The sequence below is a fragment of the Salipiger sp. PrR007 genome, assembly GCF_010499845.1.
GTDB lineage: Bacteria > Pseudomonadota > Alphaproteobacteria > Rhodobacterales > Rhodobacteraceae > Salipiger > Salipiger pacificus_A.
Genome location: NZ_JAAGOZ010000104.1, coordinates 90688 through 113995, shown reverse-complemented (window position 1 = coordinate 113995; position 23308 = coordinate 90688). Strand labels below are relative to the sequence as shown.

The 23308-nt window shown below is 67.1% G+C and carries 21 protein-coding genes, 1 tRNA gene and 1 pseudogene; 11 read left to right on the top strand and 12 right to left on the bottom strand.

The window, feature by feature from the left end; genetic code table 11:
* Positions 1 to 3 precede the first annotated feature (3 nt).
* Positions 4 to 3393 carry an efflux RND transporter permease subunit gene (locus tag G0Q01_RS26190; protein WP_164198247.1) on the top strand — a complete coding sequence of 1130 codons (3390 nt, stop codon included), beginning with the start codon at positions 4 to 6 and terminating at the stop codon, positions 3391 to 3393.
* Positions 3394 to 3432: 39 nt separating this feature from the next.
* On the opposite strand, the gene G0Q01_RS26185 is transcribed toward G0Q01_RS26190, so the two are convergent.
* Positions 3433 to 4233 carry a protein-disulfide reductase DsbD domain-containing protein gene (locus G0Q01_RS26185; protein WP_164198504.1) on the bottom strand — a complete coding sequence of 267 codons (801 nt, stop codon included), beginning with the start codon at positions 4231 to 4233 and terminating at the stop codon, positions 3433 to 3435.
* Between the two features lie 135 nt (positions 4234 to 4368).
* Between G0Q01_RS26185 and G0Q01_RS26180 the strand changes: the two genes are divergently transcribed.
* The gene (locus G0Q01_RS26180) at positions 4369 to 4953 is read left to right on the top strand and encodes a YqgE/AlgH family protein (RefSeq protein WP_164198249.1); all 585 of its coding nucleotides are present in this window, start codon (positions 4369 to 4371) and stop codon (positions 4951 to 4953) included.
* Positions 4954 to 4987: 34 nt separating this feature from the next.
* Here G0Q01_RS26180 and G0Q01_RS26175 read toward each other — a convergent pair whose 3' ends face one another.
* On the bottom strand, positions 4988 to 5935 hold the full coding sequence (locus G0Q01_RS26175) for an L-threonylcarbamoyladenylate synthase (RefSeq protein ID WP_164213978.1): 948 nt from the start codon (positions 5933 to 5935) through the stop codon (positions 4988 to 4990).
* Between the two features lie 127 nt (positions 5936 to 6062).
* On the opposite strand from G0Q01_RS26175, the gene G0Q01_RS26170 reads away from it, so the two are divergent.
* The 4 genes from G0Q01_RS26170 (at position 6063) to G0Q01_RS26155 (ending at position 9744) form a co-directional block, all read left to right on the top strand.
* Positions 6063 to 7763: an acyl-CoA dehydrogenase gene (locus G0Q01_RS26170; protein WP_164198252.1), complete on the top strand. Its 1701-nt coding sequence runs from the start codon at positions 6063 to 6065 to the stop codon at positions 7761 to 7763.
* Positions 7763 to 8797: an MBL fold metallo-hydrolase gene (locus G0Q01_RS26165; protein WP_164198254.1), complete on the top strand. Its 1035-nt coding sequence runs from the start codon at positions 7763 to 7765 to the stop codon at positions 8795 to 8797. The genes G0Q01_RS26170 and G0Q01_RS26165 overlap by 1 nt, the downstream gene beginning before the upstream one ends.
* Positions 8798 to 8899: 102 nt before the next feature.
* Positions 8900 to 9034 carry an aa3-type cytochrome c oxidase subunit IV gene (locus G0Q01_RS26160; RefSeq protein WP_095883387.1) on the top strand — a complete coding sequence of 45 codons (135 nt, stop codon included), beginning with the start codon at positions 8900 to 8902 and terminating at the stop codon, positions 9032 to 9034.
* 83 nt (positions 9035 to 9117) lie between these two features.
* On the top strand, positions 9118 to 9744 hold the full coding sequence (locus G0Q01_RS26155) for a hypothetical protein (protein WP_164198256.1): 627 nt from the start codon (positions 9118 to 9120) through the stop codon (positions 9742 to 9744).
* A 6-nt stretch (positions 9745 to 9750) separates the two neighbouring features.
* Here G0Q01_RS26155 and G0Q01_RS26150 read toward each other — a convergent pair whose 3' ends face one another.
* From G0Q01_RS26150 to greA, 4 genes are all read right to left on the bottom strand, one after another.
* Entirely contained in the window at positions 9751 to 10077 is a 327-nt protein-coding gene (locus tag G0Q01_RS26150) for an AzlD domain-containing protein (protein ID WP_164198258.1), read from the bottom strand.
* Positions 10074 to 10775, bottom strand: coding sequence for an AzlC family ABC transporter permease (locus G0Q01_RS26145; RefSeq protein WP_164198260.1), 702 nt, complete (start codon positions 10773 to 10775; stop codon positions 10074 to 10076). The genes G0Q01_RS26150 and G0Q01_RS26145 overlap by 4 nt, the downstream gene beginning before the upstream one ends.
* A 195-nt stretch (positions 10776 to 10970) precedes the next feature.
* Positions 10971 to 11987, bottom strand: a complete 1017-nt coding sequence (locus G0Q01_RS26140) for a hypothetical protein (protein WP_164198262.1) — start codon at positions 11985 to 11987, stop codon at positions 10971 to 10973.
* A 29-nt stretch (positions 11988 to 12016) separates the two neighbouring features.
* Positions 12017 to 12487: a transcription elongation factor GreA gene (gene greA, locus G0Q01_RS26135; protein ID WP_095882974.1), complete on the bottom strand. Its 471-nt coding sequence runs from the start codon at positions 12485 to 12487 to the stop codon at positions 12017 to 12019.
* A 293-nt stretch (positions 12488 to 12780) separates the two neighbouring features.
* Here greA and G0Q01_RS26130 point away from each other — a divergent pair, with 293 nt between their 5' ends.
* Together G0Q01_RS26130 and G0Q01_RS26125 are read left to right on the top strand one after the other, a co-directional pair.
* A complete protein-coding gene (locus G0Q01_RS26130; protein WP_164198264.1) occupies positions 12781 to 14427 on the top strand; it encodes an electron transfer flavoprotein-ubiquinone oxidoreductase in 1647 nt (548 codons plus the stop codon).
* Between the two features lie 109 nt (positions 14428 to 14536).
* Positions 14537 to 14626 (top strand) — tRNA-Ser (locus G0Q01_RS26125).
* A 231-nt stretch (positions 14627 to 14857) separates the two neighbouring features.
* Here G0Q01_RS26125 and G0Q01_RS26120 read toward each other — a convergent pair.
* The 3 genes and pseudogenes from G0Q01_RS26120 to G0Q01_RS26110 all read right to left on the bottom strand — a co-directional run.
* Positions 14858 to 15121, bottom strand: a pseudogene (locus tag G0Q01_RS26120) (integrase core domain-containing protein); the annotation flags it as partial.
* 146 nt (positions 15122 to 15267) lie between these two features.
* On the bottom strand, positions 15268 to 16335 hold the full coding sequence (locus tag G0Q01_RS26115; protein ID WP_164198266.1) for a Gfo/Idh/MocA family protein: 1068 nt from the start codon (positions 16333 to 16335) through the stop codon (positions 15268 to 15270).
* 47 nt (positions 16336 to 16382) lie between these two features.
* Positions 16383 to 17888: a GMC oxidoreductase gene (locus G0Q01_RS26110; RefSeq protein WP_164198268.1), complete on the bottom strand. Its 1506-nt coding sequence runs from the start codon at positions 17886 to 17888 to the stop codon at positions 16383 to 16385.
* A gap of 195 nt (positions 17889 to 18083) precedes the next feature.
* Between G0Q01_RS26110 and G0Q01_RS26105 the strand changes: the two genes are divergently transcribed.
* On the top strand, positions 18084 to 18989 hold the full coding sequence (locus G0Q01_RS26105; protein WP_164198270.1) for a sugar phosphate isomerase/epimerase: 906 nt from the start codon (positions 18084 to 18086) through the stop codon (positions 18987 to 18989).
* A gap of 65 nt (positions 18990 to 19054) precedes the next feature.
* Here the strand turns inward: G0Q01_RS26105 and G0Q01_RS26100 are convergent, their stop codons facing one another.
* The gene (locus tag G0Q01_RS26100) at positions 19055 to 19885 is read right to left on the bottom strand and encodes a sugar phosphate isomerase/epimerase (protein WP_203595187.1); all 831 of its coding nucleotides are present in this window, start codon (positions 19883 to 19885) and stop codon (positions 19055 to 19057) included.
* A 164-nt stretch (positions 19886 to 20049) separates the two neighbouring features.
* Between G0Q01_RS26100 and G0Q01_RS26095 the strand changes: the two genes are divergently transcribed.
* Together G0Q01_RS26095 and nagB are read left to right on the top strand one after the other, a co-directional pair.
* Complete coding sequence (locus tag G0Q01_RS26095; protein ID WP_164198271.1) at positions 20050 to 20448, top strand: RidA family protein; 399 nt, start codon at positions 20050 to 20052, stop codon at positions 20446 to 20448.
* A 6-nt stretch (positions 20449 to 20454) separates the two neighbouring features.
* Positions 20455 to 21216, top strand: a complete 762-nt coding sequence (nagB, locus tag G0Q01_RS26090; protein ID WP_164198273.1) for a glucosamine-6-phosphate deaminase — start codon at positions 20455 to 20457, stop codon at positions 21214 to 21216.
* A 31-nt stretch (positions 21217 to 21247) separates the two neighbouring features.
* Here nagB and G0Q01_RS26085 read toward each other — a convergent pair whose 3' ends face one another.
* Both G0Q01_RS26085 and G0Q01_RS26080 read right to left on the bottom strand, forming a co-directional pair.
* The gene (locus G0Q01_RS26085; protein ID WP_164198275.1) at positions 21248 to 21988 is read right to left on the bottom strand and encodes a copper homeostasis protein CutC; all 741 of its coding nucleotides are present in this window, start codon (positions 21986 to 21988) and stop codon (positions 21248 to 21250) included.
* Positions 21985 to 23214, bottom strand: a complete 1230-nt coding sequence (locus tag G0Q01_RS26080) for an MFS transporter (protein WP_164198277.1) — start codon at positions 23212 to 23214, stop codon at positions 21985 to 21987. The genes G0Q01_RS26085 and G0Q01_RS26080 overlap by 4 nt, the downstream gene beginning before the upstream one ends.
* Positions 23215 to 23308 lie beyond the last annotated feature (94 nt).

Sequence of the window (23308 nt, the reverse complement as noted above, 5' to 3'; positions counted from 1 at the left end):
CCGATGCGGCACATCCCCGGAACCGCCAGCGGCCTGCTGAGCTACTTCACCCGCCACCGCACGGTGGCCAACCTGCTTCTGGTGCTGCTCATCGGTGCGGGGCTGCTCGCTGTGCCCAACATGCGCGCGCAGTACTTCCCCGACGTGATCGAGGATGAGATCGACGTGCGCGTCAACTGGGACGGCGCCGGGGCGCAGGATATCGACAACGCCATCGTGCAGCTGCTCGAGCCGACGCTGCTGGCGGTCGAGGGCGTGGTGGCGACCGAGAGCCTCTCGCGCGAGGGCTCGGCGCGGATCGAGCTGGAGTTCGAGCCCAATTACAACATGGCCAAGGCGCTCGACGACGTGCAGACGGCGGTGGATTCCGTCGACAACCTGCCCGAGCAGGCGGATGACCCTCAGGTGACCTCGGGCGGATGGCGCGACCGGGTGACCGATGTGGTGATCACCGGGCCGGTCGGGGTGGACCAGCTCGGGCGCTTTGCCGACGAGTTCGTGGTGCGGCTCTTCGCCGAGGGGGTGACCCGCACCACCATCCGCGGCGTCGCCGCGCCGCAGATCATCGTCGAGGTGCCCACCGCCAACCTGCTCGGCTACGACATCACCATGCAGCAGATCGCCGAGGCGATCTCTGCCGAGGTGGATGCCGCGCCGGCGGGCGATGTCAGCGGCGCCAATGCCCGGGTCCGCGCCGGGGTCGAGAAGCGCGCGCTGCGCGACATCTCGGCCATCGTGCTGCGATCCGAGCCTGACGGCACCAAACTGACAGTCGGCGACGTGGCGCTGCTCCGCGAGGAGGGGATCGACCGCCAAAGGGCCTACTACGTCGGCGACCATCCGGCGATCTCGGTCCGGGTCGATCGCTCGGCGGATGGCGACGCGATCAAGATACAGGCCGCGGTGGCCGAGGTGGCGCGCGAGTTTCAGTCGGTGCTGCCCGAGGGCACCACCGTCGATCTCATCCGCACCCGCGCCGAGGCGATCACCAACCGGCTCGACCTTTTGCTGCACAACGGGCTGTCGGGGCTGGCGCTGGTGCTGTGCCTGCTGTTTCTCTTCCTGAACGCGCGCACCGCGCTCTGGGTGGCGGCGGGGATCCCAACCGCGATGCTGGCGGCCCTCGCGCTGATGTATGCCTCGGGGTTGACGCTCAACATGATCTCGCTCTTTGCGCTGATCATCACCCTTGGCATCGTCGTCGACGACGCCATCGTAGTGGGCGAGCATGCCGACCACCTGCACCGCCGGCGCGGCCTGTCGCCGGTCGAGGCCGCCGAGACCGCCGCCCGGCGCATGGCGCTGCCGGTGTTCAGCTCGACGCTGACCACGGTCATTGCCTTCTTCGGGCTGACCGCCATCGGCGGGCGCTTCGGGCAGATGATCTCGGACATCCCCTTCACGGTGATCGTGGTTCTGATCGCGAGCCTCGTCGAGTGCTTCCTGATCCTGCCCAACCACATGGCCCATGCCATCGCCAAATCGACCGAGCACCATTGGTACGACTGGCCCTCGCGGATGGTGAACCGTGGCTTCCGCTGGGTCCGAGAGACACTGTTCCGCCCGTTCATGGCCGGGGTGATCGCGGCCCGTTACGTGGTGCTTGCGGCGGCGGTGCTCCTGCTTGCATCGCAGGCGGCGAGCTTCATCCGCGGCGACGTGGTCTGGCGCTTCTTCAACTCGCCCGAGCAGCCCTCGGTCAGCGGAAACTTCGCCATGGCGCCGGGGGCCACGCGCGCCGATACGCTCGCGCAGATGCGCGAGCTGCAGCGCGCCACAGAGGATCTGGGCCGCGAGTACGAAGAGAAATTCGGCCGCAATCCGCTCGACTACGTCATCGCCGAGATCGGCGGTAACTCCGGGCGCGAGCTGGCTGAGGCCGAGAACAAGGAACCGGACCAGCTCGGCGCCATCTCGATCGAGCTGATCGAGCCCGACTTCCGCCCCTATTCCAGCTTCCAGTTCGTCGCGGACCTGCAGGAGCGGGTCGCGCAGATGCCGATGCTCGAGGTGCTCAGCTTCCGGGGCTGGCGCTCGGGACCGGGTGGTGACGCGCTCGACGTCCAGTTCTACGGCGCCGATGCGGCGACGCTGAAACGGGCCGCCGAAGATCTGAAGACCGCCGTGCTGCGCTACCAGGAAGTCTCGGCGGTCGAGGACAACCTTTCCTACGACAAGGACGAGCTCGTGCTCGAGCTGACCCCGCAGGGGCAGGCGCTGGGGCTGACCGTGGATGATCTTGGCGCGGTGCTGCGGCATCGCATCGGCGGCATCGAGGCGGCGACCTTCCCCGTGGGACCGCGCAGTGCCGAGGTCAGGGTCGAGCTGCCGGAAAGCGAGCAGACCGCCGATTTCCTCGAGCGCACGCAGATCCGCACGCCGCAGGGCGCCTACGTACAGCTCGCCGACATCGTCCAGGTCGCACGCACCAGCGGCTTTTCCACGGTGCGGCGCGAGAACGGCCTGCGCACGGTCTCGGTCACCGGAGACATCTCGGAGGACAATGCCGAGCGTGCCGCCGAAATCATGAAAGCGCTGCAGGACGAGATCCTTCCCGGCATCGCCGCCGAGCGACAGGTCGAATATCGCGTCTCCGGCCTTGCCGAGGATGAGCGGGACTTCTTGTCCGACGCAGGCGCGGGCCTCGTGCTGGTGTTGCTTGGCATCTACCTCGTGCTGGCCTGGGTGTTTGCCAGCTGGACGCGGCCGCTGGTGGTGATGGCGGTGATCCCCTTCGGTCTTGTCGGCGCGATCTACGGCCACGCGCTCTGGGATGTTCCGCTGTCGATGTTCACCGTGGTGGGGCTGCTCGGCATGACCGGGATCATCATCAACGATTCCATCGTTCTGGTCAGCCAGATCGATGAATACGCGCCGGACCGCGGTATCTTCCAGGCGATCATCGACGGCGCCTCGGACCGCCTGCGGCCGGTGTTCCTGACCACGGCGACCACGGTGCTCGGCCTCGCGCCGTTGCTGTACGAGCGCAGCTCGGACGCGCAGTTCCTCAAGCCGACGGTGATCACCCTGGTCTACGGGCTCGGCTTCGGCATGCTGCTGGTCTTGCTGGTGGTCCCGGCGCTGCTGGCGGCGCAGCATGACATCGCCCGGCGCATCGCGGCGGCCCGCCGAGGCGCGCGGCATCGCCACGGCGGTGTGCGGGCGCTGGTGCTGGGTCTCGGCGCGCTGGTGCTGGGCTGGCTGGCGGCCACGATGGGCAGCCTTCTGGTCCAAGGCGTGCTGCCCGAGGCGTTGCAGCTTCCCGTTCTGGACGGGCTACCCGGGCCAGTCGCGGGCTTCTTGCTCTTTGTCTGCGGCGTGGCGCTGCTGCTGGGGCTGGTCTGGGTGGCGGTGCTCGCGATGGCGCTGCGGCGGGGCCGGGCAGGGGCGTAGCGCCCTGCGCGTCCCGGCGTGCCGTCAAGGCTCAGGCGCTCAGCCGCAGCCTCGGATGTCGACGGCCTGGCTCTCACCGAGCACGGTGAAGCGCAGCTTAGAGCGGTCGAGGGCGAAGGGCTTGCCCTCCATGTGCATCAGGCGGGTTTCGCTGATCAGTGTGCCACCTTGGCGGCGGGTGTTCGGTTCAGACGCCCAGAGCTCGGGCTGCCCTGCCTCGACCACGGTCTCTTCCGGTCCGGGAAGCGCGGGCATGTCGATCTCGGCGCGCAGCTTGACGCCGCCCTTCGCCGGGCTGACGGTGCAGCGGACTGCGCTGACCCGCGCCTCGCGGGCAGTGAAGGGAGCCTCGGCCAGCGCCGCAGCGATCATCGGGTCGACGCTGCTGCTGTCGGGGAGCGCTGCCGTCACATGCAGCGTCTGCGGCACGCAGATGTCGCTGCACACGCCGATCATCATCTTCGCCTCGAGCGTGACCGGGCCGCCGGTGCCCGCGATCCGCAGCGGCAGCACAAGTTCGTCCTTGTAGCCCACCGAGCGTGCGCCCGATTGGCGGAACACATGCGGCGTCGGCCAGAGCGCCGTCACCCGCGCCACATTCGACGAGCCGCTCCAGTCGAAGACGGGCGGGATGCCGGCCTCGCCGGGCGCGCGCCAGTAGGTCTTCCAGCCGGGGGCCAGTCGCAGGTGCAGGGCCGCCATGTGATCGCCGTCCGGAAGGCGCCAGCCGGGCCGCAGCTCTGCGGTTACCGGATCTTGGGCATGGGCAGGCCCGGAGACCAGCGGGGCCATGCCGAACGCACATATGCAGGTCAGGGCTTTGAAGATATTGCGGATCATGAATTTCAAATGGCGCCTCCCCAAGCTCCTGCCAAGTCACATTGCAGCGAGAGCACGGTGTTTCAAACAGGATGTGTGCTTGCACCCTCAGTGCCGGAAGGTCACACTCTGCAGGCAGACTGCAGAAAGGTCCTCATGACGCACGCCCAGATCGCCTCCGGCGCCACCGACCTCACCGGCTCCGTGCTGATCGCCATGCCCGGCATGGGCGATGAACGTTTCGAACATGCGGTCATCTACCTCTGTGCCCACTCGGATGAAGGGGCCATGGGGCTGATCCTCAACAAGCCCTCGTCCGACGTGACGCTCGAGGGGCTGTTCGAGCAGCTGGGAATCGACGCCGCGCCCGGATCGGGGCAGGTGCCGGTGCATTTCGGCGGCCCGGTCGAGATGGGCCGGGGATTCGTTTTGCACAGCGACGATTACCGCTCGGAGCTGACCACGCTGCAGGTCGACGATGGGTTCTCTATGACGGGCACGCTTGATGTGCTCGAACATATCGCGCGCGGGGAGGGGCCGGACGCGTGGATTGCCATGCTCGGTTACGCGGGCTGGGGGCCGGGGCAGCTCGAGGATGAGCTGGCCGAAAACGCCTGGCTGGTTTGCCCGGCCAGCCACGAGCTGGTCTTCGGCACGCCAGATGACGCCAAGTGGGGCGCGGCGCTGGACAGCCTCGGCATCGCGGCGCTGGCGCTCTCGGCCGAAGGCGGCCGGGCCTGAACGCACCGAGCAATGATCACGGCGTCTAAGCGCGTCAGCGTGGCGCGGCGGCGCGGCTGAGCCGGTCGTTGATCGCCACGCCTGCCCCGACATGCGGGATCGGCGCGACGGCGATCACCTCGGCGCCCTGCGCATCGAGCTGGTGCAGATGGGCAAAGAGGTTGGCGGCGGCCTCATCGAGATCGCCCTTCGCCGAAAGATTGAGGTCGCATTCGATATCCCCGAATCCAAGCCGCGCCTCGCCCTCGCGCCATTCGGCGGCGTTGAGTCGCATCTGTGCCTGCGGCGCGTAATGCGAGGCGGTCTGGCCGGGAGCCGAGATCGCCTCGCGCTCCTGTCGGCGCATCACCGGATGGCCGAGCGCTTCCGAGAGTTGCTCGGCGCTGATGCCGCCAGGACGCAGCAGGGTGGGGCGGCCGGCAAGGCCGAGGATGGTGCTTTCGAGGCCGACCGGGCAGGGGCCACCGTCGAGTACCGCGGCGATGCGGTCGTCGAGACTGCTCAGCACGTGATCGGCAGTGGTCGGGCTGATCCTGCCCGAACGGTTGGCCGAGGGACCGGCCAGCGGCCCGCCGAATTCGGTCAGCAGCTCGCGCGCCAGCGGCGCGTCGGGCATGCGCACGGCCAGCGTGCTGAGCCCAGCGGTGACCCGGTCGGCGATGCCCGCATCCTCGCGCAGCGGCAGGACCAGCGTCAGCGGGCCTGGCCAGAAGCTCTGCGCGATGTTCTCGGCGGTGCCGGACCAGCGCACCAGCTCCTTGGCGTGCTCGATGCTGGGCACGTGCACGATCAGCGGGTTGTAGCTGGGGCGTCCCTTGGCCTCGTAGATTGCCGCTACCGCGGCATCGTCGCGGGCATCTGCCCCGAGCCCGTAGACCGTCTCGGTCGGGAAGGCGACGAGCTTGCCCGCGCGCAGCAATTCGGCGGCGCGGGCGATCCCTGCCGCGTCGGCGGTCAGGCGCTGGGTCGAGGTGTGGGGCATCGGGGTATCCGTGACGCTGCGTTCCGTTTGGTCCGGGGCGAGCCATGGTCTTAGGGTCGCACACAAATCGTGGGATCCTCCCTAACCGAGGGGACCCGCCTTGCCAACCAAGATCGGAGGACCTGCCATGCCCTATCGCGCGCCCGTCGCTGAAATGACCTTCCTGCTCAACGAGGTGGTCGGCTTCGACGCGGTCAGTGCGACGGAGAGGTTTGCCGAGGCCAGCCCCGACATGGTGCAGGCGGTGCTCGGAGAGGCGGGGCGCATCTGCGAGGAGGTGATGGCGCCGCTCAACCGCGCGGGCGATCTGCAGGGCGCGAAGCTGGAAAACGGCGTGCTGCGCAGCTCGCCGGGCTTTGCCGAGGGCTACGCGGCGCTGGCCGAGGGCGGCTGGGTTTCGGTCTCTGCCCCGCCCGAGTTCGGCGGCATGGGGCTGCCTGTGGCGGTGGGGACTGCGGTCAACGAGATGATGTCCGGCGCCTGTCTCGCGTTGCAATTGAACCCTTTGCTCACGCAGGGCCAGATCGAGGCGCTGGAGCATCATGCCAGCGAGGAGATCAAGGCGCTTTATCTGCCCAAGCTGATCTCTGGCGAATGGTCGGGCACGATGAACCTGACCGAGCCGCAGGCGGGCTCGGACGTGGGGGCGCTGACCAGCAAGGCGTCCGCCAATGGCGATGGCACCTATGCGGTGACGGGGCAGAAGATCTTCATCTCCTGGGGCGATTGCGACTTCACGCGCAACGTCTGCCACCTCGTTCTGGCGCGCCTTCCAGATGCGCCGGCGGGAACCAAGGGGATCAGCCTCTTCCTCGTGCCCAAGTTCATCCCCGACGCATCCGGCGCGCCGGGCGTGGCGAATGACCTCAAGGTGGTCAGCCTCGAGCACAAGATGGGCCTGCATGGCTCGCCGACCTGTGTGATGAGCTTCGAGGGGGCGACAGGCTGGCTGATCGGCGAGGAGGGCGATGGCATGCGCGCGATGTTCACCATGATGAACAACGCCCGGCTTGGCGTCGGCGGGCAGGGGATCGGTGCCGCAGAGGGCGCCTACCAGCACGCGCTCGACTACGCGATGGAGCGCAAACAGGGGCGTTCGCCCAATGGCACGATCGTCGGTCACGCCGACGTGCGGCGCATGCTGGCGGGGATGAAGGCGGATATCCTTGCGGCGCGCTCGATCGCGCTGAGCTGCGCCGTGGCGATCGACATGGGCCGGGCCACCGGCGAGGCCGACTGGATCGCCCGTGCAGCCTTCCTGACGCCGATCGCCAAGGCCTTCGGCACCGACATCGGCTGCGAGGTGGCCGAGGCGGGCGTGCAAGTCTACGGCGGCATGGGCTACATTGAGGAGAGCGGTGCTGCGCAATACTATCGCGACGTGCGGGTGACGGCGATCTATGAGGGCACGAACGGCATTCAGGCCATGGACCTGGTCGGCCGCAAGCTGATGGACGGCGGCGAGGCCGCGGGGCGGCTGCTCGACGAGATCGAGGCGCAGGCCGAGGCCGCGAAAGCCGGTCTGCCCGATCTCGCTGGCGCGGTCTGGGAGGCCGCCGAGAGCCTGCGCGAAGCCACCGAGGCGCTCGTGGCGACGCCGATGCCGGAGCGCTTCGGCGTGGCGGTGCCCTATCTGCGCGCCTTCGCCCGTGTGCTCGGCGCGCATTTCCATTTGCGCGCAGCCATGGCAGACCCCTCGGGAGCCCACGCGCGTCTCGCGCGTTTCTACATCACGCGGCTCCTGCCCGAACACGCCGGCCTGCTGGCCCACGTCTCGCGGGGGGATGCCGAGCTGATGGCCATCACTGCCGAGGACCTCGCCGCCTGATGAAGCCTGCCTTGCACTACCCGTTCGATGCCCCGCCGGCCTGGGGCGATGCCCTCGAGGTTGCCGAGGGGGTGCTCTGGATGCGCCTGCCGCTGCCGATGAAGCTCGATCACGTCAACGTCTACGCGCTGGACGATGGCGATGGCTGGACGCTGATCGATACCGGCATGCATACGCGGCGGGCGCTGCAGGTCTGGGAGCAGTTGCTGAAGGGGCCGCTCAAGGGCAAGCCGGTGCGTCGGGTGGTGGTGACGCATCACCACCCGGATCACGTCGGGCTCGCGGGCTGGTTCCAGCAGCAGGGGGCAGAGCTGCTGACCACCCGCACCGCCTGGCTCTTCTCGCGCATGCTGCAGCTCGATGCGCAGGAAGCCCCGCCGCCCGAGCAGGTGACCTACTGGCAGCGGTGCGGCATGGCGCCGCGGGTGTTGGAACGGCGGCGCACCGAACGGCCCTTCAACTTCGCCGATTGCGTCTGGCCGATGCCGCTCGGCTTCACCCGGCTGCAACAGGACGACGTGCTGCGCATGGGCGGGCGCGATTGGGAGGTGCACATCGGCAATGGCCATGCGCCTGAGCACGCGACCTTCTGGTCGAAGGGGGACAACCTGGTGCTGGCGGGGGATCAGATCCTCTCGACCATCAGCTCCAACCTCGGGGTCTATGCCACCGAGCCCGAGGCCGATCCGGTGGGCGACTGGCTCGAGGCCTGCGAGCGCCTTGCCACGCTGGCGCGCGAGGCGCATTTCGTGCTTGGTGGGCACAAGCTGCCTTTCACCGGGTTGACCTTCCGCATGCGCCAGTTGATCGACAACCACCACGGTGCGCTGGAGCGTCTTGAGGCCTATCTCGATACGCCCAAAAGCGCCGGAGACTGCTTCGCACCGCTCTTCAAGCGCACCATTGGTGACGCGGAATACGGGCTCGCCCTGGTCGAGGCCATGGCCCATTGCCAGCATCTCTACCTCGAGGGGCGCGCCACGCGGGCGCTCGGCGAGGATGGCGCCTGGCTCTGGCAGGCGGCGCAGGGCTGAGCCCCAGAGAGGGGCCTACGCGGCTTCAAGACAGGTGACAGCTCGGCCAGAATCCGCTAAGCCTCTGAGCGGAGAAGAAACGCCCGAGGAATGGACGGACACATGGCAGACTACAAGCCTGGCAGCATGGACATCACCACGCAGGAAGAGACCTTTCACGGCTTTATCAAGTTCGTGATCCGCACGGTCTATGTGATCATCGCGATCCTGCTGTTCCTGGCAGTCTTCAACTCCTGATCCCGCGGGATCGCGGGAGGAGGATTTCTGCCAAGGCCGGGCGGCGGAGGAGCCGCCCGCCGAGTAAGAGAAAGTCGGCTTTCATGCTGCATCGCGCCACAGTTCTGGCCGCTCTCGCCGCGTTTTCGCTGGCGGGATGCACAACGCCGTCAAACCAGTATCCGAATGCCACCCCCGATGAGGTCGCCGCCGCGCGCTATGCCGCAGACGGCCCTCCGACGCTGACGCTATACACGATGATCAACAACACCTCGAACGCCGGTGCGCATTCGAGCCTGATGGTCAGCGCACCGTCTCAGCGGGTGGTCTTCGATCCGGCGGGCTCGGTGCGGGCGCGCAACGTGCCCGAGGTGGACGACGTGCTCTACGGCGTCACCCCCGAGGTCGCGGATTTCTACGCGCGCGCCCATGCGCGGGAATCCTTCCGGGTGCGGATCCAGAGCGTCGAGGTCTCGCCCGAGGTCGCCGAACAGGCGCTGCGTGCGGTCGAAGCCTATGGCCCGGTGGGCCAGTCCCGCTGCACCCAGGCGACCTCGACCGTGCTGAGCCAGCTTCCGGGATTTGAGGGCATCAGCCGGAGCTGGTTCCCGAACAGCCTTGCCGAGGAGTTCGCCCGGCTGCCAGGGGTCACCGAGCAGGTCCTGCGCGAAGAGGATTCCGACGACAAGACGCTGGCCGTCGCCGCCTTCGAGGAAAGCGCCGGGGGCTGAACCGGCTCAGCCGATCAGGTAGCCGCCCGCCAGCAGCGCCGCCGCGCCGCTGAGAATTGCAAGGATCACATTCTTGGTCAGCATGCCGATGCCCAGCGTCGCCGCGGCCGCGAGCAGCCGCGCCGGATCCGTCTGGCCGTCGGTTGCCGCGGGCCAGGCCACCAGCGGTGCGACCAGCGCGGGCATCATCGCCACGGCCGTGTAGCGCAGGTGCCGCGTTAGCCAATCGGGCAGGGGGCGGTCGCCGACCAGCCCGAGGAAGAGAAAGCGCAGGCAGAAGCTGCCGAGCCCAAGGCCGATGATCACCAGCCAGAGATCACTACGGTCGATCATCGTGCCATCCTCCGTTCGGTCTCGGCCCCGGCGATCATGCCGAGCGCGGCGGCGCACAGCACGCCGAGATTGTAGGGCATCCAGGCCAGCAGCAGCGCACCAACCGTCGCGACCAGCGCCGCCACCACATGCGCGCCCGAGCGCAGCGCCGGGGCGATCATCGCCAGGAAGGCGATCGGCAGGGCGAAATCGAGACCGACGTCGGCGGGCACCGCCTCGCCGAGCCAGGCACCGAGCAGCGTGAAGCCGTACCAAGGCGGGCAGGTCGGGGTCATCGTCCCCATGAAGAAGGCGAACTTCTGCGCCAGTGTCTTCTCGGGGTGCCGCTCGAAATTCAGCGCCGAGGCGGCATAGGTCTGGTCGATCAGGAAATAGGCGCTCAGCGCGCGCTTCCAGAGCGGCAAGCCTCCGAGATGCGGGGTGATGGCGGCCGAGTACATCGCCATGCGCAGGTTCACGGCGAGGGCCGAGGCCAGCACGATCAGCGCGGGCACATGCTCCTGCAAGAGCTGAAGCGACACGAACTGTGCCGCGCCGGCGATCACCACGACCGAGAAGGTGAGCGTCTCGAAAATGTTCAGCCCCGCCTCGGTGGCGAGCACGCCGAACAGCGTGCCGAAGGGTGCGATCACCAGCAGGAAGGGCGACGCGGCGCGAACACCCTGCCAGTAATCAGAATTTCGGGATGGCAGGGGCATGCGGGACTCCGGTCGTTCGGCCCGGCAAGGCCTAGCCAAGGCGCAAGGGAGATGCAATCGGCGGTGTGAAAGCAAAGGGGCGCGGCGCGCGGTGATGCGCGGGGAAGGTGAGGGCAGTGCGCGCCGTCCGCCTCTGGCGGACTGCACGGGAGACCTGAGCCTAGAAGAAAGGCAGGAGGCGGACGGTTGACGGTCTCAGTCGAAGGCGCCGGCGACGCGGCCCAGCAGCATGAAGGCGCGGGCGGTGCGGGTGTTCGACAGCTCGGCGATCTCGCTGTCGGAGGCGGTTTCGGCGAAGCGCACGAAGGCGCGGTCGTAGAGGCGCAGGAAATGATGCGCTGCGTCGCGGAAGATCGCGTCCTGCTTCATGCGGCCAGAGCTCAGCGCCAGCGACGCGCGGTCGCGCACGCCGCCGAGCGCCGCCACGGCGCGCCCGCGGGTGCCCCTGGCGAACTCGCGCCAGACTTCGGGACGGGCCAGATCGGGGCGCAGGTCGTCCATGTAGATGCCGTCCTGCGACAGCAGCGTCAGCACGTCCTGCGAGGCTTGGATCAGCTGCGCCGCGGGGCGGTCTTTGAGCGCCCGGCGCAGGGCGGCGAAGCCCTCGAGATCCTCGGCGGTGTCAGGGAAATTCAGCGCGCGGATGAAATCGGCATGGGCGAGCGGTGGCTCCAGTGCCTCGGCCGGGGTGCCGAGCGAGAGAGCGGGCTGGTCCTCGGTGGCGGCGGCTTCGGTGAGGGCCGCGGGGGGCTGGGTCTGCTGGATGGCCGCCTGCGCGGCGCGGGTCGAGCCGAGCATCGCCAGCGTCGTCTCGATCTTGCGTTGCGCCGCGGCGATCTCGTCGAGCTTGCGGGCGAGCGTGCTGGCCGAGGGATCGTTGCGCCCGGTCTGCGCCTGCGTCAGGTAGGATTTGCGGATCGCCTCGATGGCGGTCTGAAGGCGGGTGCTCTCTTCGCGCATCACCCGCGAGGCCCGGGCGGTCATCGCCGCCACCCAGATCATCGCCACCGGCAGGAACACCACCATCACCGCGAGCACAAAGCCCAGCCCACCCGGAATCGCCGGGCCGAGCGCAAAGACGTAGCCGCCCGAGAGGACCAGCCAGAGCAGGCTGGCCACCTGCGCGGCGATCTCGATCCCGGCCAAGCGGCGCTTGCCGCCCTGGTCATACATGCCAAGCGGCGCGGAGCGGCTGTCGTTGCTGTCTGCCATGATGCGGCGCGACCCTTACCTGTGGTGGGTTACTTGTAAGCGATCGTGAGGATCTCGTAGCTCTTCTCGCCGCCGGGCGTGCGCACCTCGACGCTGTCGCCTTCTTCCTTGCCGATCAGGGCACGGGCGATGGGCGACTTGATGTTGAGCAGACCCTTTTCGATGTTGGCCTCGTGCTCGCCGACGATTTGCCAGGTCTTCTCCTCGTCGGTGTCCTCGTCCACGACGGTGACCGTGGCGCCGAACTTCACCGAGCCCGAGAGCTTGGTCGGATCGATCACCTCGGCGAGCGAGATGACGCCCTCGATCTCCTTGATCCGACCCTCGATGAAGCTCTGCTTTTCGCGCGCGGAGTGGTACTCGGCGTTCTCCGACAGATCGCCATGCTCGCGCGCCTCGGCGATCGCCTTGATGATGGCCGGACGCTCCACGGACTTGAGCGTTTTCAATTCGGTCTCGAGCGCGGTGAAGCCCGCGCGGGTCATGAGTATCTTTTCCATTGGGTCTTTCCGCAACTGTCCCGGGGCCTGTCCCCGGCCCCTTGTGTTTGCCGTCTAAAACCATGTGTGGTCGTTTCTGGCAAGAGTGGGGATTGAACCCGGCTTTGGCAAGGGCGCGCGTGGTTTGCGGGGTGCGCGGGGTTTCGCCGCGTCCGGCCTTGGCGCTGTCCGCTATTCTTTTGCCAAGGTCGCGAGAGGCGTCTTTTATGCCGCGTTTCGATTGACCTGTGCTGCGCTGCCGCGCTACGCCAATGCGCAAGATAATTACAGCAAACAGCCAGCGGAGGACCGGCATGGCCGAGATCGAGCGCGAGTCGATGGAATACGATGTGGTGATCGTGGGGGCAGGCCCGGCAGGGCTCTCGGCCGCGATCCGGCTGAAGCAGCTCGACGCGGATCTGAACGTGGTGGTGCTCGAGAAGGGCTCCGAAGTAGGCGCGCATATCCTGTCGGGCGCGGTGCTCGACCCCTGCGGTCTCGACGCGCTGATCCCCGACTGGAAGGAGAAGGGCGCGCCGATCAGCGTGCCCGTCAAGGAAGACAAGTTCTATCTGCTTGGGGAGGCCGGGAAGGTCTCGATCCCGCATTGGCCGATGCCGAAGTTCATGTCGAACGAGGGCAACTACATCGTTTCGATGGGCAACGTCTGCCGCTGGATGGCCGAGCAGGCCGAGGCGCTCGGCGTCGAGATCTTCCCCGGGATGGCCTGCTCGGAGTTGGTCTACGGCGACAAGGGCGAGATCCGCGGCGTGGTCGCGGGCGAGTTCGGCAAGGAGGCCGACGGCACCCCGGGCCCGGGCTACGAGCCGGGCATGGAACTCTTGGGCAAATACGTCTTCCTGTCCGAGGGCGTGCGCGGCTCGCTGTCGAAGGAAGTGATCGAAAAGTACAACCTGTCGGACGGCCACTGTCCGCAGAAGTTCGGCCTCGGGATGAAGGAAATCTGGGAGATCGATCCCGCAAAGCACAGCGAGGGCCGGGTCGAGCACACCATGGGCTGGCCGCTTGGCGGCAATGCTGGGGGCGGGGCCTTCATCTATCACCTCGAGAACAACCAGGTCTATGTCGGCTTCGTGGTGCACCTGAACTACAAGAACCCGCACCTCTATCCCTATATGGAGTTCCAGCGCTTCAAGCATCACCCGCATGTGGCCGAGCTGCTCGAGGGCGGCAAGCGCGTCGCCTATGGCGCGCGGGCGATCTCCGAGGGCGGCTTCCAGTCGATGCCGAAGATGGTGGCGCCGGGCGTGGCGCTGCTGGGCTGCTCGGTCGGCCTTGTGAACGTGCCGCGCATCAAGGGCAACCACAACGCCATGCTCTCGGGCAAGGCGGCGGCAGAGGCGGCCTTCGAGGCCATCAAGGCCGGCCGCGCCTCGGACGAGCTGACGGCTTACGAGACTGAAGTGCGCGAAGGGGCCATCGGCAAGGACCTGTGGAAAGTGCGCAACGTCAAGCCGCTCTGGTCGAAGACCGGGCTCTTCGGCTCGCTGGCGCTCGGAGGTCTCGACATGTGGACCAACAGCTTCGGCTTCTCGCTTTTCGGCACGGTGAAGCACGGCAAGAGCGACGCGGCCTCGACCGAGATGGCGGCGGGGCACCAGCCGATCGACTACCCGAAGCCCGACGGCAAGCTCAGCTTCGACCGGCTGACCAACGTCGCCTTCTCCTTCACGAACCACGAGGAGAGCCAGCCGGCGCATCTGAAGCTCAAGGACAATCGCGTGCCGGTGCTCGACAACCTGCCGAAATACGCAGGGCCCTCGCAGCGCTACTGCCCGGCGGGCGTCTATGAGTTCGTCGAGAAGGACGGCAAGACGGAGTTCGTGATCAACTTCCAGAACTGCGTGCACTGCAAGACCTGCGACATCAAGGATCCGAGTCAGAACATCACCTGGACGGTTCCACAGGGCGGAGACGGTCCAAATTACCCGAACATGTGACCTCGCGGTTGCGGTTGACGCAAGGAAATGCCCCGGCCAAGCGCCGGGGCAAATTTTTTGGGAATCCGGCTCTTGCGCCCGGTCGCGACTTTCCTGTAGAGCGGTCCGCGGAGAGGTGGCCGAGTGGTCGAAGGCGCACGCCTGGAAAGTGTGTAGGCGGGGAACCGTCTCGAGGGTTCGAATCCCTTCCTCTCCGCCATTTGCATAGTGCAAACCCGAAAACAGGTCCCTCGCGGGGCCTTTTTCTTTATGTGCAAAAGGGGTTTGCAGGGACCATCTGCCCTTCGGGAATGGCCCCGTCGCGCGAGATCGGTCTCCGAACGCCAAGCGTCTCTTTCCACCCGCCCTGCGCTCTCGGCAAGACGGGTAAAAAATCCCAATATATTTCAGTGAACTGACGTGACCTGCCCCCTTGCCGGTCCCTCATTCATCACAAGAGTCTGCAGGTTGGATTTGGGTATTCGGCTTCATCGTCTTGCGCACGCGCGCCGGGCGCGGAGCCCTCGAATTGCTCAAGCGTGCGGCGCGCTTGCTGCGGTATCTGGTTGGCCAGGGACGAATGCGGTGTGACGGTATTGGCGTCGTAGCACCAGAGAGACAGCCTGCGGTGCGCGTTGTTCAGACTGTCGAAAATCTTCTCGTTCAGAAGCGCGGCGCGCAAGCCGCCGTTGAATACCTCGGTGATGGCTGTCTGCAGTCTTTGCCAGCTACAATCTGCCGGTCAGGATCGGGTCGAGGCGATCGGCCTGCCGCTGTCACCGGCTGCTGGTCTAGCCGGGCAGCGGCAGGCCGATCGACCGTGCCGCGGGAAGGGTGACGGGCGCGCCGGGTGCTTCCGGCTCAGAGTTTAACCGGCTGCCCGGTACGGATGCTCTCGTCCGCCGCGAGGCAAATGCCCAGCGAGGCGACGGCGTCGCTCATGTGCCGTTCCAGGTCCACGTCGCCCACGATGGCGCGATAGAGGTAGTCCTGTTCGCGATCGCAGAGCGCCTGGTGATCCGGCTCGCCTTCCATGCTCAGCCATTCGTCCTCGTGCAGAAGCTCGCCGTTCTCATCGGTCTCGGCGTGGTGCACGCGGAGCCGCGACGTCTGGGTGTGCGCGTTGATGTCCGCCGAGCCGGTCTTTTCCTCCATGACGATAGAGACGGCGCCATTCGGCGACATGACATCCTTCACGAAATAGGCGGTCTCCGAGATCATCGGTCCCCAGCCCGCTTCGTACCAGCCGACGCTGCCATCGTCGAAGAGCACTTGGAACTGGCCATAGTTGTACATGCCCTCCTTCAGCCCCTTGGCGAAGGGAACGCCCATGCCGCGCACCTCGACCGGTGTGCCGTCGGTGATCTGGCACATGACATCCACGTAATGCACGCCGCAGTCGACGATCGGCGAGGTGGTCTTGAGGATCTCCTGGTGGATCTTCCAGGCGGCGCCGCTCGACTGCTGGTTGAGGTTCATGCGGAAGGCGTAGGGGCCGCCGAGATCGCGCGCCTCGGAGATCAGCCGCATCCACGAGGGGTGGTGACGCAGGATGTAGCCGACGACCAGCTTGCGACCGTGCGCCTTGGCGGCTGCGACCACCCGCTCCGCATCTGCGACATTGGCGGCGAGCGGCTTTTCCACGAAGACGTGCGCGCCCGCTTCCAGCGCCGCGACGGCGTAATCGGCGTGGGTGTCGGTATGGGTGGCGATCGAGACCACGTCGGGCTGCAGCTCGCTCAGCGCCACCGCGAAGTCATGGTGCAGCGGGTAGCCAGCAAGCGAGTCGGGCAGGTCGCGTGTCGAGCGGTTCACCAGACCGACGATCTCGAAGCCGGGGTGGGCGTGGTAGGCGAGGGCGTGGCTCTGGCCCATCTGGCCAAGGCCTACGACCATGACGGAGAGTTGCTTGCTGGCGGGGTCGGTCATCGGCGGCTGTCGTCTTTCTTGCTGTGCGTCAGGGCAGTGAGGCGAGGTCAGGCGTCGGCTTTGGCCACCGCGCGGCGCGTCTCGGCGATCTTCTGCGCGCCCATGCTGGCCAGCGCCACGATGAAGGGCGTCGGGTTTGTCGCGGTCACCGTGGGGATGATGCCATTGCCCGCCACGTAGAGGTTCTCGAAGCCCCAGACACGGCTGTAGCGGTCGCAGACGCTGGTGCCGTCGTCGCTCTCGCCCATGCGCATCGTGCCCTGGTAGTGCAGCGAGTTGCCGGTGGGGATGCGGACCGTCGCGAAGCCGTCGAGCAAGGTGCCGAGCGTGGTGGCGATCTTCTCGGCCATCGCCTTGCCCATCTCGATGCGTTCCTGGTCGACCTCGTTGACCGGCGCGTGAATCGAGAAGCTCGGCAGTCCCTTCCAGTCGAGATTGTCCTCGTCGAAGATGATCCGGTTCTCGGGCCGGGGGTCGGCGGCGACAAAGAGCCCCATGCCGACCAGCGTGCCCTCGATCTCTTCGGGGAATGGGAATTTTGCCGGATCGTTGCCGTGAATCGTGACCGAGAAGGGGAAATCTTCACTGTCGACGCGCGGGATCCAGGACATCGAGGTGAGCGGGCCCTCGATATCGGTGATGAAGAAGCGGTTGATCAGATAGTGGTCGTTGATGCCGCGCCCCAGCGCCTCGGGGTGAATGCCCGATCCGTAGAGCAGCTGCGGCCCGTGCAGCGAATCCGCCGCGACAACCACTGTGCCCGCCTCGACCTTCCAGCTCTCGCCGTTGGTCATGCTGACCAGCTCGACACCGGTGGCGACGCCATTTTCATGCAGCACCCGGCGGCAGGCGGTCTCGGGCAGGATGCGGAACATCTCCTCGGGCTCGGTCACCATCTCGCCGAGGATGTGGTCGGTGCCATGGGTTATGACGCCTTCTTCGGTGACCGTGTAGGCCAGCGGCATGGGCTGCACCTTGCGGTCCTCGGGACGACCGGGGTTGAAGACCTCGCCAAGCCGGCGGCGCATTTCCTCGGAGCCCTTGCACCCGGGGAACGGATGCTTGTTCGCGCCCAGCAACGCGTCGGCCAGCTGCAGCGCGGCCTCCATCTCGGCTGCGTCGATAAACGGCACGCGCTCGGACATCGAGGGATGCGGGCAGCCCGAGGTCCATTGCACCCCCATGCCGCCGACCGACGCGGCGGCAAAGCCGGCAAAGGCTCTCTCGTCCGGCGTGTCGGTATTGGCGAAGAAGAGGCCTGGGCGGCGCAGCAGCGAGGCATCATGCTTGCCGGCCTTGCGGGCCTCCCATTCGTCACGGGTGATCGGCGCATAGCTCACGCCGCGTTTCGGACCCTGCGCCAGAAGCTGCGCCTCGGTGCGGGCGGCATCGGGCAGGTTGTCGAGATGTCTGCCGATCTCGGGCGTCGCCTTGGGGCCGGCCTCGACCATGAGGATGCGCGCCTCGGGCCAGTCGCGGCGGATGATCCGCGCATAGGTGGACCCGGTCGGGCCACTGCCCACGATGACAACATCGGCGGCTAGGATCGTCATGGTCGGACCTCCAGGGGGACGTGGGGTGGACGAGGTTTTTCGTAAATTCTTTTCATTTTTGACCGCATGAACGCTCGGCGGCGCCGCAAAGTCAATAAGGTTGTGTAAAATATTTTCGGATGTTAGCGTCCCCGAAAAGCCGCCTGTCCAACCCAGCGTGGCGCCTCCGTTCCCAAGTGAAAATAAGGATTTGCCATGCAATTCGGCATCAGTTCCTACAGTTTCCAGCCGCTGCTGCGGCGCCAGGAGATCAGCCTTGAGGGGGTGTTCGAGCAAATCGCCGCCTCGGGGGGAACGCATATGGAACTGGCCACGATGACCGTCGGCCAGAGCCCCGAGACCATGATGGAATACGAGCTCTACGAGGACGCAGAAACCCGGCGGCGGCTCGAGGCGGCTGCCGAAAATTCAGGCGTTGCCCTGTCGGGTCTCTGCATCCCGGCGAGCTTCATTGATGAGGACGCGGCCACGCGCCGGGCGCAGATCGACAGGGCCAAGCGCTACGTCGATCTTTGCGCAGATATCGGCGTGGGATTTCTGCGCACCGATGTGGTCCCTTGGGCGCTGCGTCCCGAGAGCTATGTGCAGGTCGAAGCGCTTTTCCCGGTTATCGTCGAGGCTTGCCTAGAGGTGGCAGAGCATGCGACGAGCCGTGGCGTGGTGACCAGCATTGAGAACCACGGCTTTCTGATGAATTCGAGCGAGCGCTGCCGCCGGCTCGTGCAAGCGGTGGACAGCCCGAACTTCCGCATGACGCTGGACGTGGGCAACTTCCTCTGTGTCGATGAGGATCCGCTGATGGCGACGCGCAACTGCCTCGACATCGCGAGATTCGTGCACGTGAAGGACTTCCTCTTGCGCAAACGCTACCCGGGGCCGGGCTGGCTCGAGACGCTGGGCGGGCGGCACATCGTCGGCACGGTTTTTGGCTTTGGCGACCTGGAAACGCGGGAGATCGTCCGGGCCATCCTGAGCTCGGGCTATGACGGCTACGTTTCGCTGGAGTTCGAGGGAAACGAGCCGACGCTCATGGGCTGCGACACCGGGCTTGCCAACGTGATCCGCATCTTCGACGAGGTGACGGCCGAACTGGCCGCGTGACACTGATCCCATGAGAAGGGGGCGCGCCTGTGAGTCCGGCGCGCCCCTTTGTCTTGATCGCGCCCTCAGAGCCCGCGCAGCGCCTCGACCCGTTCCCGGATCTCTGCCAGCCGCGCGCGCCCGCCGCCCGGCACCTCGACCGAGGCCCAGCCGCTGTAACCGACCCCGCGCAGCGCCGCGTTCACCGCGACCCAATCGCAATCCCCCTCGCCAAGCTCGACGTCGAAACCCTTCCAAGGCCCCTCCGCATCCATCTTGGCGCGGCTGAATTCCTTGAGATCGACCCGGGTGATGCGCGCGCCCAGCACCTCGATCCAATCGGTCGGATAGCCGTTGCGCAGCAGGTTGCCGACGTCGAGGTACCAGCCCAGCAACGGGTGATCGAAGCGATCGAGGAAGGCCGCGGCCTCGAGCGGGCTGAGCAGGAAGTTGTTCCAGACGTTCTCGATGGCGATGCGCACGCCTGTGCGCTCGGCATGGGGCAGGAGCTGTTCGAGTCCCGCGACCGCGCGGTCCCAGGTGGTGGCATAGCTGACCTCAGGCCCGACGGCACCGGGCACAAGCAGCACGGTTTCCGCGCCGATGGTGCGCGCGGTCTCAAGGGCTGCGATCATTCCCTGCACACCCGCGGCGCGGGTCTCGGCGTCGGGCGACGAGAGCGGGTGGCTCCAATGGCGCGCGTTGATCACCCCGGGCAGGGCGACGCCGCTGGCGGCGCTGGCGCCGCGCAGTTCGTCCAGCGGCATGTCCGTCGGGGCGTCGATTTCGACCCCGTCGTAGCCCAGTTCTGCGAGCATGGCGAAGGTCTCGGCGATGCTCAGCCCAGGGGCTTCGATCATACTCCACTTGAGGCTGATGCGGGCAAAGGGGAGCGGGACGGTGGGCGTAGCGGTCATGGAAAGGCTGGGTCCTTGTATCGGGTGCCCGGACAAGCCGGCGCATGGCTTCCTGCGATGTTTGGAAATTTCTTTCATAAATTCGCACAAATCACGAGGAATCTATTGCCTAACTTCGATGTTCGCGCCAGAAAAAAGAAAATCAATTTCGTGGAGTGCCCGTCATGACCCTTCCCGGTATTCAGCGCCTGGACGCCGCCGACACCCAGGCCGGCGGCCAGGAGCGCCCCTTTTCCAAGGCCGTGCGCGCCGGGGACTTCGTCTTTGTCTCGGGGCAGGTGCCGACGCGCGACGGCGAGGTGGTGGTGGGCAATATCGCCGTTCAGACCGAAGTGGTGATCGAGAACCTCAAGGAGGTCTTGGCGCTGGCGGGCTGCGGGCTCGAGCACGTGGTGAAAGTCGGCGTCTGGCTTGATGACGCGCGGGACTTCTCGTCCTTCAACGCGGTCTTCAAGAAGCACTTCAGCATTCACCCGCCAGCCCGCTCGACGGTGGAATCGCCGCTGATGGTTGATGCCAAGGTCGAGATGGACGTGATCGCCTACAACCCTCTGAAGGCCTGAGCCGCGGTGAAGATCCTGATCCTTGGGGATGCCGCGGCGGCAGCGGTGCGCGCCGCCGAGATCATTGCCGCGCAGCTCACCGCCAAGCCCGCCTCGGTGCTGGGCCTCGCCACGGGCGGCACGATGGAGGCGGTTTACGAGAAGCTGATTGCGCTGCACCGCGCCGGACGCGCCTCCTTTGCCGGAGCGCAGAGCTTCAACCTCGACGAATACGTCGGGCTTTCGGGCGATCATCCCTGTTCCTACCGCCGCTACATGGCCGAGAAGCTCTTCGACCAGATCGACATCGAGCCAGACGCGGCGCATCTGCCCATGGGCGAGGCCGCGGATGCGGAGGCCGAGGCGGCGCGCTACGAGGCGGCTATCGTCGCGGCGGGCGACATCGACCTGCAGTTGCTGGGGCTGGGGCTGAACGGCCACATCGGCTTCAACGAGCCGACCTCGAGCCTCAGCTCGATCACCCGGCTGAAGACGCTGGAGCGTTCGACTCGCGAGGCCAACAGCCGTTACTTCCCCGAGGGCGAGGAACCGCCGCGACTGGCGATCACCATGGGCATCGGCACGATCATGCGGGCGCGCGAGGTGTTGCTGGTCGCGACCGGCGCGGCCAAGGCGCGGGCGGTGGCGCAGGTCGTCGAGGGGCCGGTCTCGGCGCGCTGGCCGGGAAGTGTCCTGCAGATGCACCGCCATGCGACGCTGGTCCTCGACCGGGCTGCGGCGAGCGAGCTGGAGCTCTTCGACTACTATCTGGATGTGCACCCCGAGTGAGGCGACTGCCGGTCACGGGGAGAGGGCGGCCCTAGGGCCGCCCTTTGTGGTCCTCGAGCAGGCGTTTTAGCCCGGCCACGGTGGCGGCATCGGTGCGCCGTGCCGCCTCGGTCTGGAAGCCAAAGCGGGCAATGGCGCCGCTTGCGGGATCGGGCTGCGAGGCGGAGGCATGCACGTCGCTCGGATCGAGAGCCGCGAGCAGGCCGGGGAGGGTGGCGGCAGAGATCCCGGCGCCGGGCATGATGCTCAGCCGGCCCGCGGCGTGCGCGGTCATTTCCTGCAGGCGCGCGATGCCTTCAACGGCCGACAGCGCGCCTCCCGAGCTTAGAATGCGCGAGATGCCGAGCTCTGCCGCCTGGTCGATGGCTTCGAACGCGTCTTCGATGAGGTCGATGCAGCGGTGCAGTGTGAGATCGAGCCCCTTTGCCGCCGCAACCAGTCGCTGCAGGACGGGAAGGTCGAGCGTCACGGTGCCCGCGTCGGAGCGCGTCGCACCGATCACCACGCCCGCGAGGCCCGCGCGCGCGACGGCGGCGATCTCGACTTCCATCGCGACGAGCTCATCCTCGCTCCACTCGAAGCCTCCGGCACGGGGGCGGATCATTGCCACAACCGGGATCGGCGCACGGGCGGCAAGGTGTATCAGCCCTTGCGTCGGCGTCAGGCCACCAAGCGCCAGCGCCGAGCAGAGCTCGATGCGGTCCGCACCGCCTTCGACGGCGGCGGCAAGGCCAGCGGGGCTGTCGACACAAATCTCCAGGGTGCGGGTCATGGCCTCTCCTCTGCGGCGGCGGATGTGAGCGGGTGCCAGCGTTCCAGTGCCACGAGGCCGAGCGCCCCGGCAAGCCCGACGGCAATGCCCATGAAGGCGACCGTGGAATAGCTGGCGATACTGGTGCCGAAGCCGAAAAGCCCGGCGGCGATGGCGCCTGCAAGAAAGAGGTTCAGCGAGATCAGCGAGGCCGAAAGACCGGGGCGGTCCGCGATCAGCTCCTGAAGGTAGCCGAGCGGCAAGGTGATCAGCGCCGAGGCCGCGGTGCCTCCGAGAAAGGCGCCGGCGATGATCATGCCGGGCGAGGTTGCCAGAGCGATGGTGCCCAGATAGCCGGTATAGAGCGCCATGGCGACGGCCAGCGTGGTGACCGTAGAGATGTGGCGTGTGACCCGCGCCCAGCCGAGCAAGAAGAGCAGTTCCATGCCCGCGACGATGCCGACGGTGATGCCAACGTCGCCGTTGGTGCCCCCGGCGCGGCCGGTCATGATCAGCGGCATGACGGCGGCATGCACGTGGATCGCCGAGGTGATCGCGGCGGTTCCGACCACGCGCAGGGTCACCGCGGGGCGCGCCAGCAGCCCAAAGGCGCCGAGCAGCGAGACCTTCGGCGGCCGCTTTGCCGGATCGCCGCTGCCGCCGCGGGGCATGGCGAGTTTAAGCACGATCAGCACAGCCGTGGCGGCCAGCGCCGCGACGAGGAAGGCAGGCAGCATCGAGCCGCGCCCGGCGAGTGCAAAACCCAGCACCCCGGGCACGAGGATCCAGGCCGCCGAGACCATGCCGCGCAGGACCGAGGACATGGCGGCGCGGTCGGCACGCGGCAGCCCGTCGGAAAACACCCGCCCGGCTGCGAAGAGCATGGGCGTCAGCCCGCTGAAGATCGACACGGGCAGCAGCAGCGCGAGCACGAAGACTGCGGGCTGCGGGAAGAGGAAGATCGCCGCATAGCCGGCGATGCCGATCGCGGCGAGCCACATCAGCAACTTGCGGTAGCCCGTATCGCGGTCCGCCAGCATGCCGAGGTAGATCGAGGCCAGCACGTTGATGATCGCCGCCGTCAGGGTGAGCGCCGAGAAGGCGCCGTCCGAGAGGCCAAGCTCGCGGATCGCCACCACCGATTTGTAGGGCGCGGTCGAGGCCGCGGCGATGCCGCAGAAAAAGACCGCCGCTGCGCAGGCCCGCAGGCCCTGCGAGGCGCGGAGCGATTTGAGGATGTGGAACATCGGGCTCTCGGAGGGATGCGGCCCGCGGGCCGAGGCGGAACGGAAGGCTCCTCGGCGCGGCTCCATGCGCCGAGGGGCCTGAGGTGCTGTCAGC

What these genes read in the sequence shown, in the direction of transcription:
- G0Q01_RS26190 (WP_164198247.1), top strand. Translation starts at nt 4, where the DNA reads ATGCGGCACATCCCCGGAACCGCCAGCGGCCTGCTGAGCTACTTCACC.
- G0Q01_RS26185 (WP_164198504.1), bottom strand. Translation starts at nt 4,233, where the DNA reads ATGATCCGCAATATCTTCAAAGCCCTGACCTGCATATGTGCGTTCGGC.
- G0Q01_RS26180 (WP_164198249.1), top strand. Translation starts at nt 4,369, where the DNA reads ATGACGCACGCCCAGATCGCCTCCGGCGCCACCGACCTCACCGGCTCC.
- G0Q01_RS26175 (WP_164213978.1), bottom strand. Translation starts at nt 5,935, where the DNA reads ATGCCCCACACCTCGACCCAGCGCCTGACCGCCGACGCGGCAGGGATC.
- G0Q01_RS26170 (WP_164198252.1), top strand. Translation starts at nt 6,063, where the DNA reads ATGCCCTATCGCGCGCCCGTCGCTGAAATGACCTTCCTGCTCAACGAG.
- G0Q01_RS26165 (WP_164198254.1), top strand. Translation starts at nt 7,763, where the DNA reads ATGAAGCCTGCCTTGCACTACCCGTTCGATGCCCCGCCGGCCTGGGGC.
- G0Q01_RS26160 (WP_095883387.1), top strand. Translation starts at nt 8,900, where the DNA reads ATGGCAGACTACAAGCCTGGCAGCATGGACATCACCACGCAGGAAGAG.
- G0Q01_RS26155 (WP_164198256.1), top strand. Translation starts at nt 9,118, where the DNA reads ATGCTGCATCGCGCCACAGTTCTGGCCGCTCTCGCCGCGTTTTCGCTG.
- G0Q01_RS26150 (WP_164198258.1), bottom strand. Translation starts at nt 10,077, where the DNA reads ATGATCGACCGTAGTGATCTCTGGCTGGTGATCATCGGCCTTGGGCTC.
- G0Q01_RS26145 (WP_164198260.1), bottom strand. Translation starts at nt 10,775, where the DNA reads ATGCCCCTGCCATCCCGAAATTCTGATTACTGGCAGGGTGTTCGCGCC.
- G0Q01_RS26140 (WP_164198262.1), bottom strand. Translation starts at nt 11,987, where the DNA reads ATGGCAGACAGCAACGACAGCCGCTCCGCGCCGCTTGGCATGTATGAC.
- greA (WP_095882974.1), bottom strand. Translation starts at nt 12,487, where the DNA reads ATGGAAAAGATACTCATGACCCGCGCGGGCTTCACCGCGCTCGAGACC.
- G0Q01_RS26130 (WP_164198264.1), top strand. Translation starts at nt 12,781, where the DNA reads ATGGCCGAGATCGAGCGCGAGTCGATGGAATACGATGTGGTGATCGTG.
- G0Q01_RS26115 (WP_164198266.1), bottom strand. Translation starts at nt 16,335, where the DNA reads ATGACCGACCCCGCCAGCAAGCAACTCTCCGTCATGGTCGTAGGCCTT.
- G0Q01_RS26110 (WP_164198268.1), bottom strand. Translation starts at nt 17,888, where the DNA reads ATGACGATCCTAGCCGCCGATGTTGTCATCGTGGGCAGTGGCCCGACC.
- G0Q01_RS26105 (WP_164198270.1), top strand. Translation starts at nt 18,084, where the DNA reads ATGCAATTCGGCATCAGTTCCTACAGTTTCCAGCCGCTGCTGCGGCGC.
- G0Q01_RS26100 (WP_203595187.1), bottom strand. Translation starts at nt 19,885, where the DNA reads ATGACCGCTACGCCCACCGTCCCGCTCCCCTTTGCCCGCATCAGCCTC.
- G0Q01_RS26095 (WP_164198271.1), top strand. Translation starts at nt 20,050, where the DNA reads ATGACCCTTCCCGGTATTCAGCGCCTGGACGCCGCCGACACCCAGGCC.
- G0Q01_RS26085 (WP_164198275.1), bottom strand. Translation starts at nt 21,988, where the DNA reads ATGACCCGCACCCTGGAGATTTGTGTCGACAGCCCCGCTGGCCTTGCC.
- G0Q01_RS26080 (WP_164198277.1), bottom strand. Translation starts at nt 23,214, where the DNA reads ATGTTCCACATCCTCAAATCGCTCCGCGCCTCGCAGGGCCTGCGGGCC.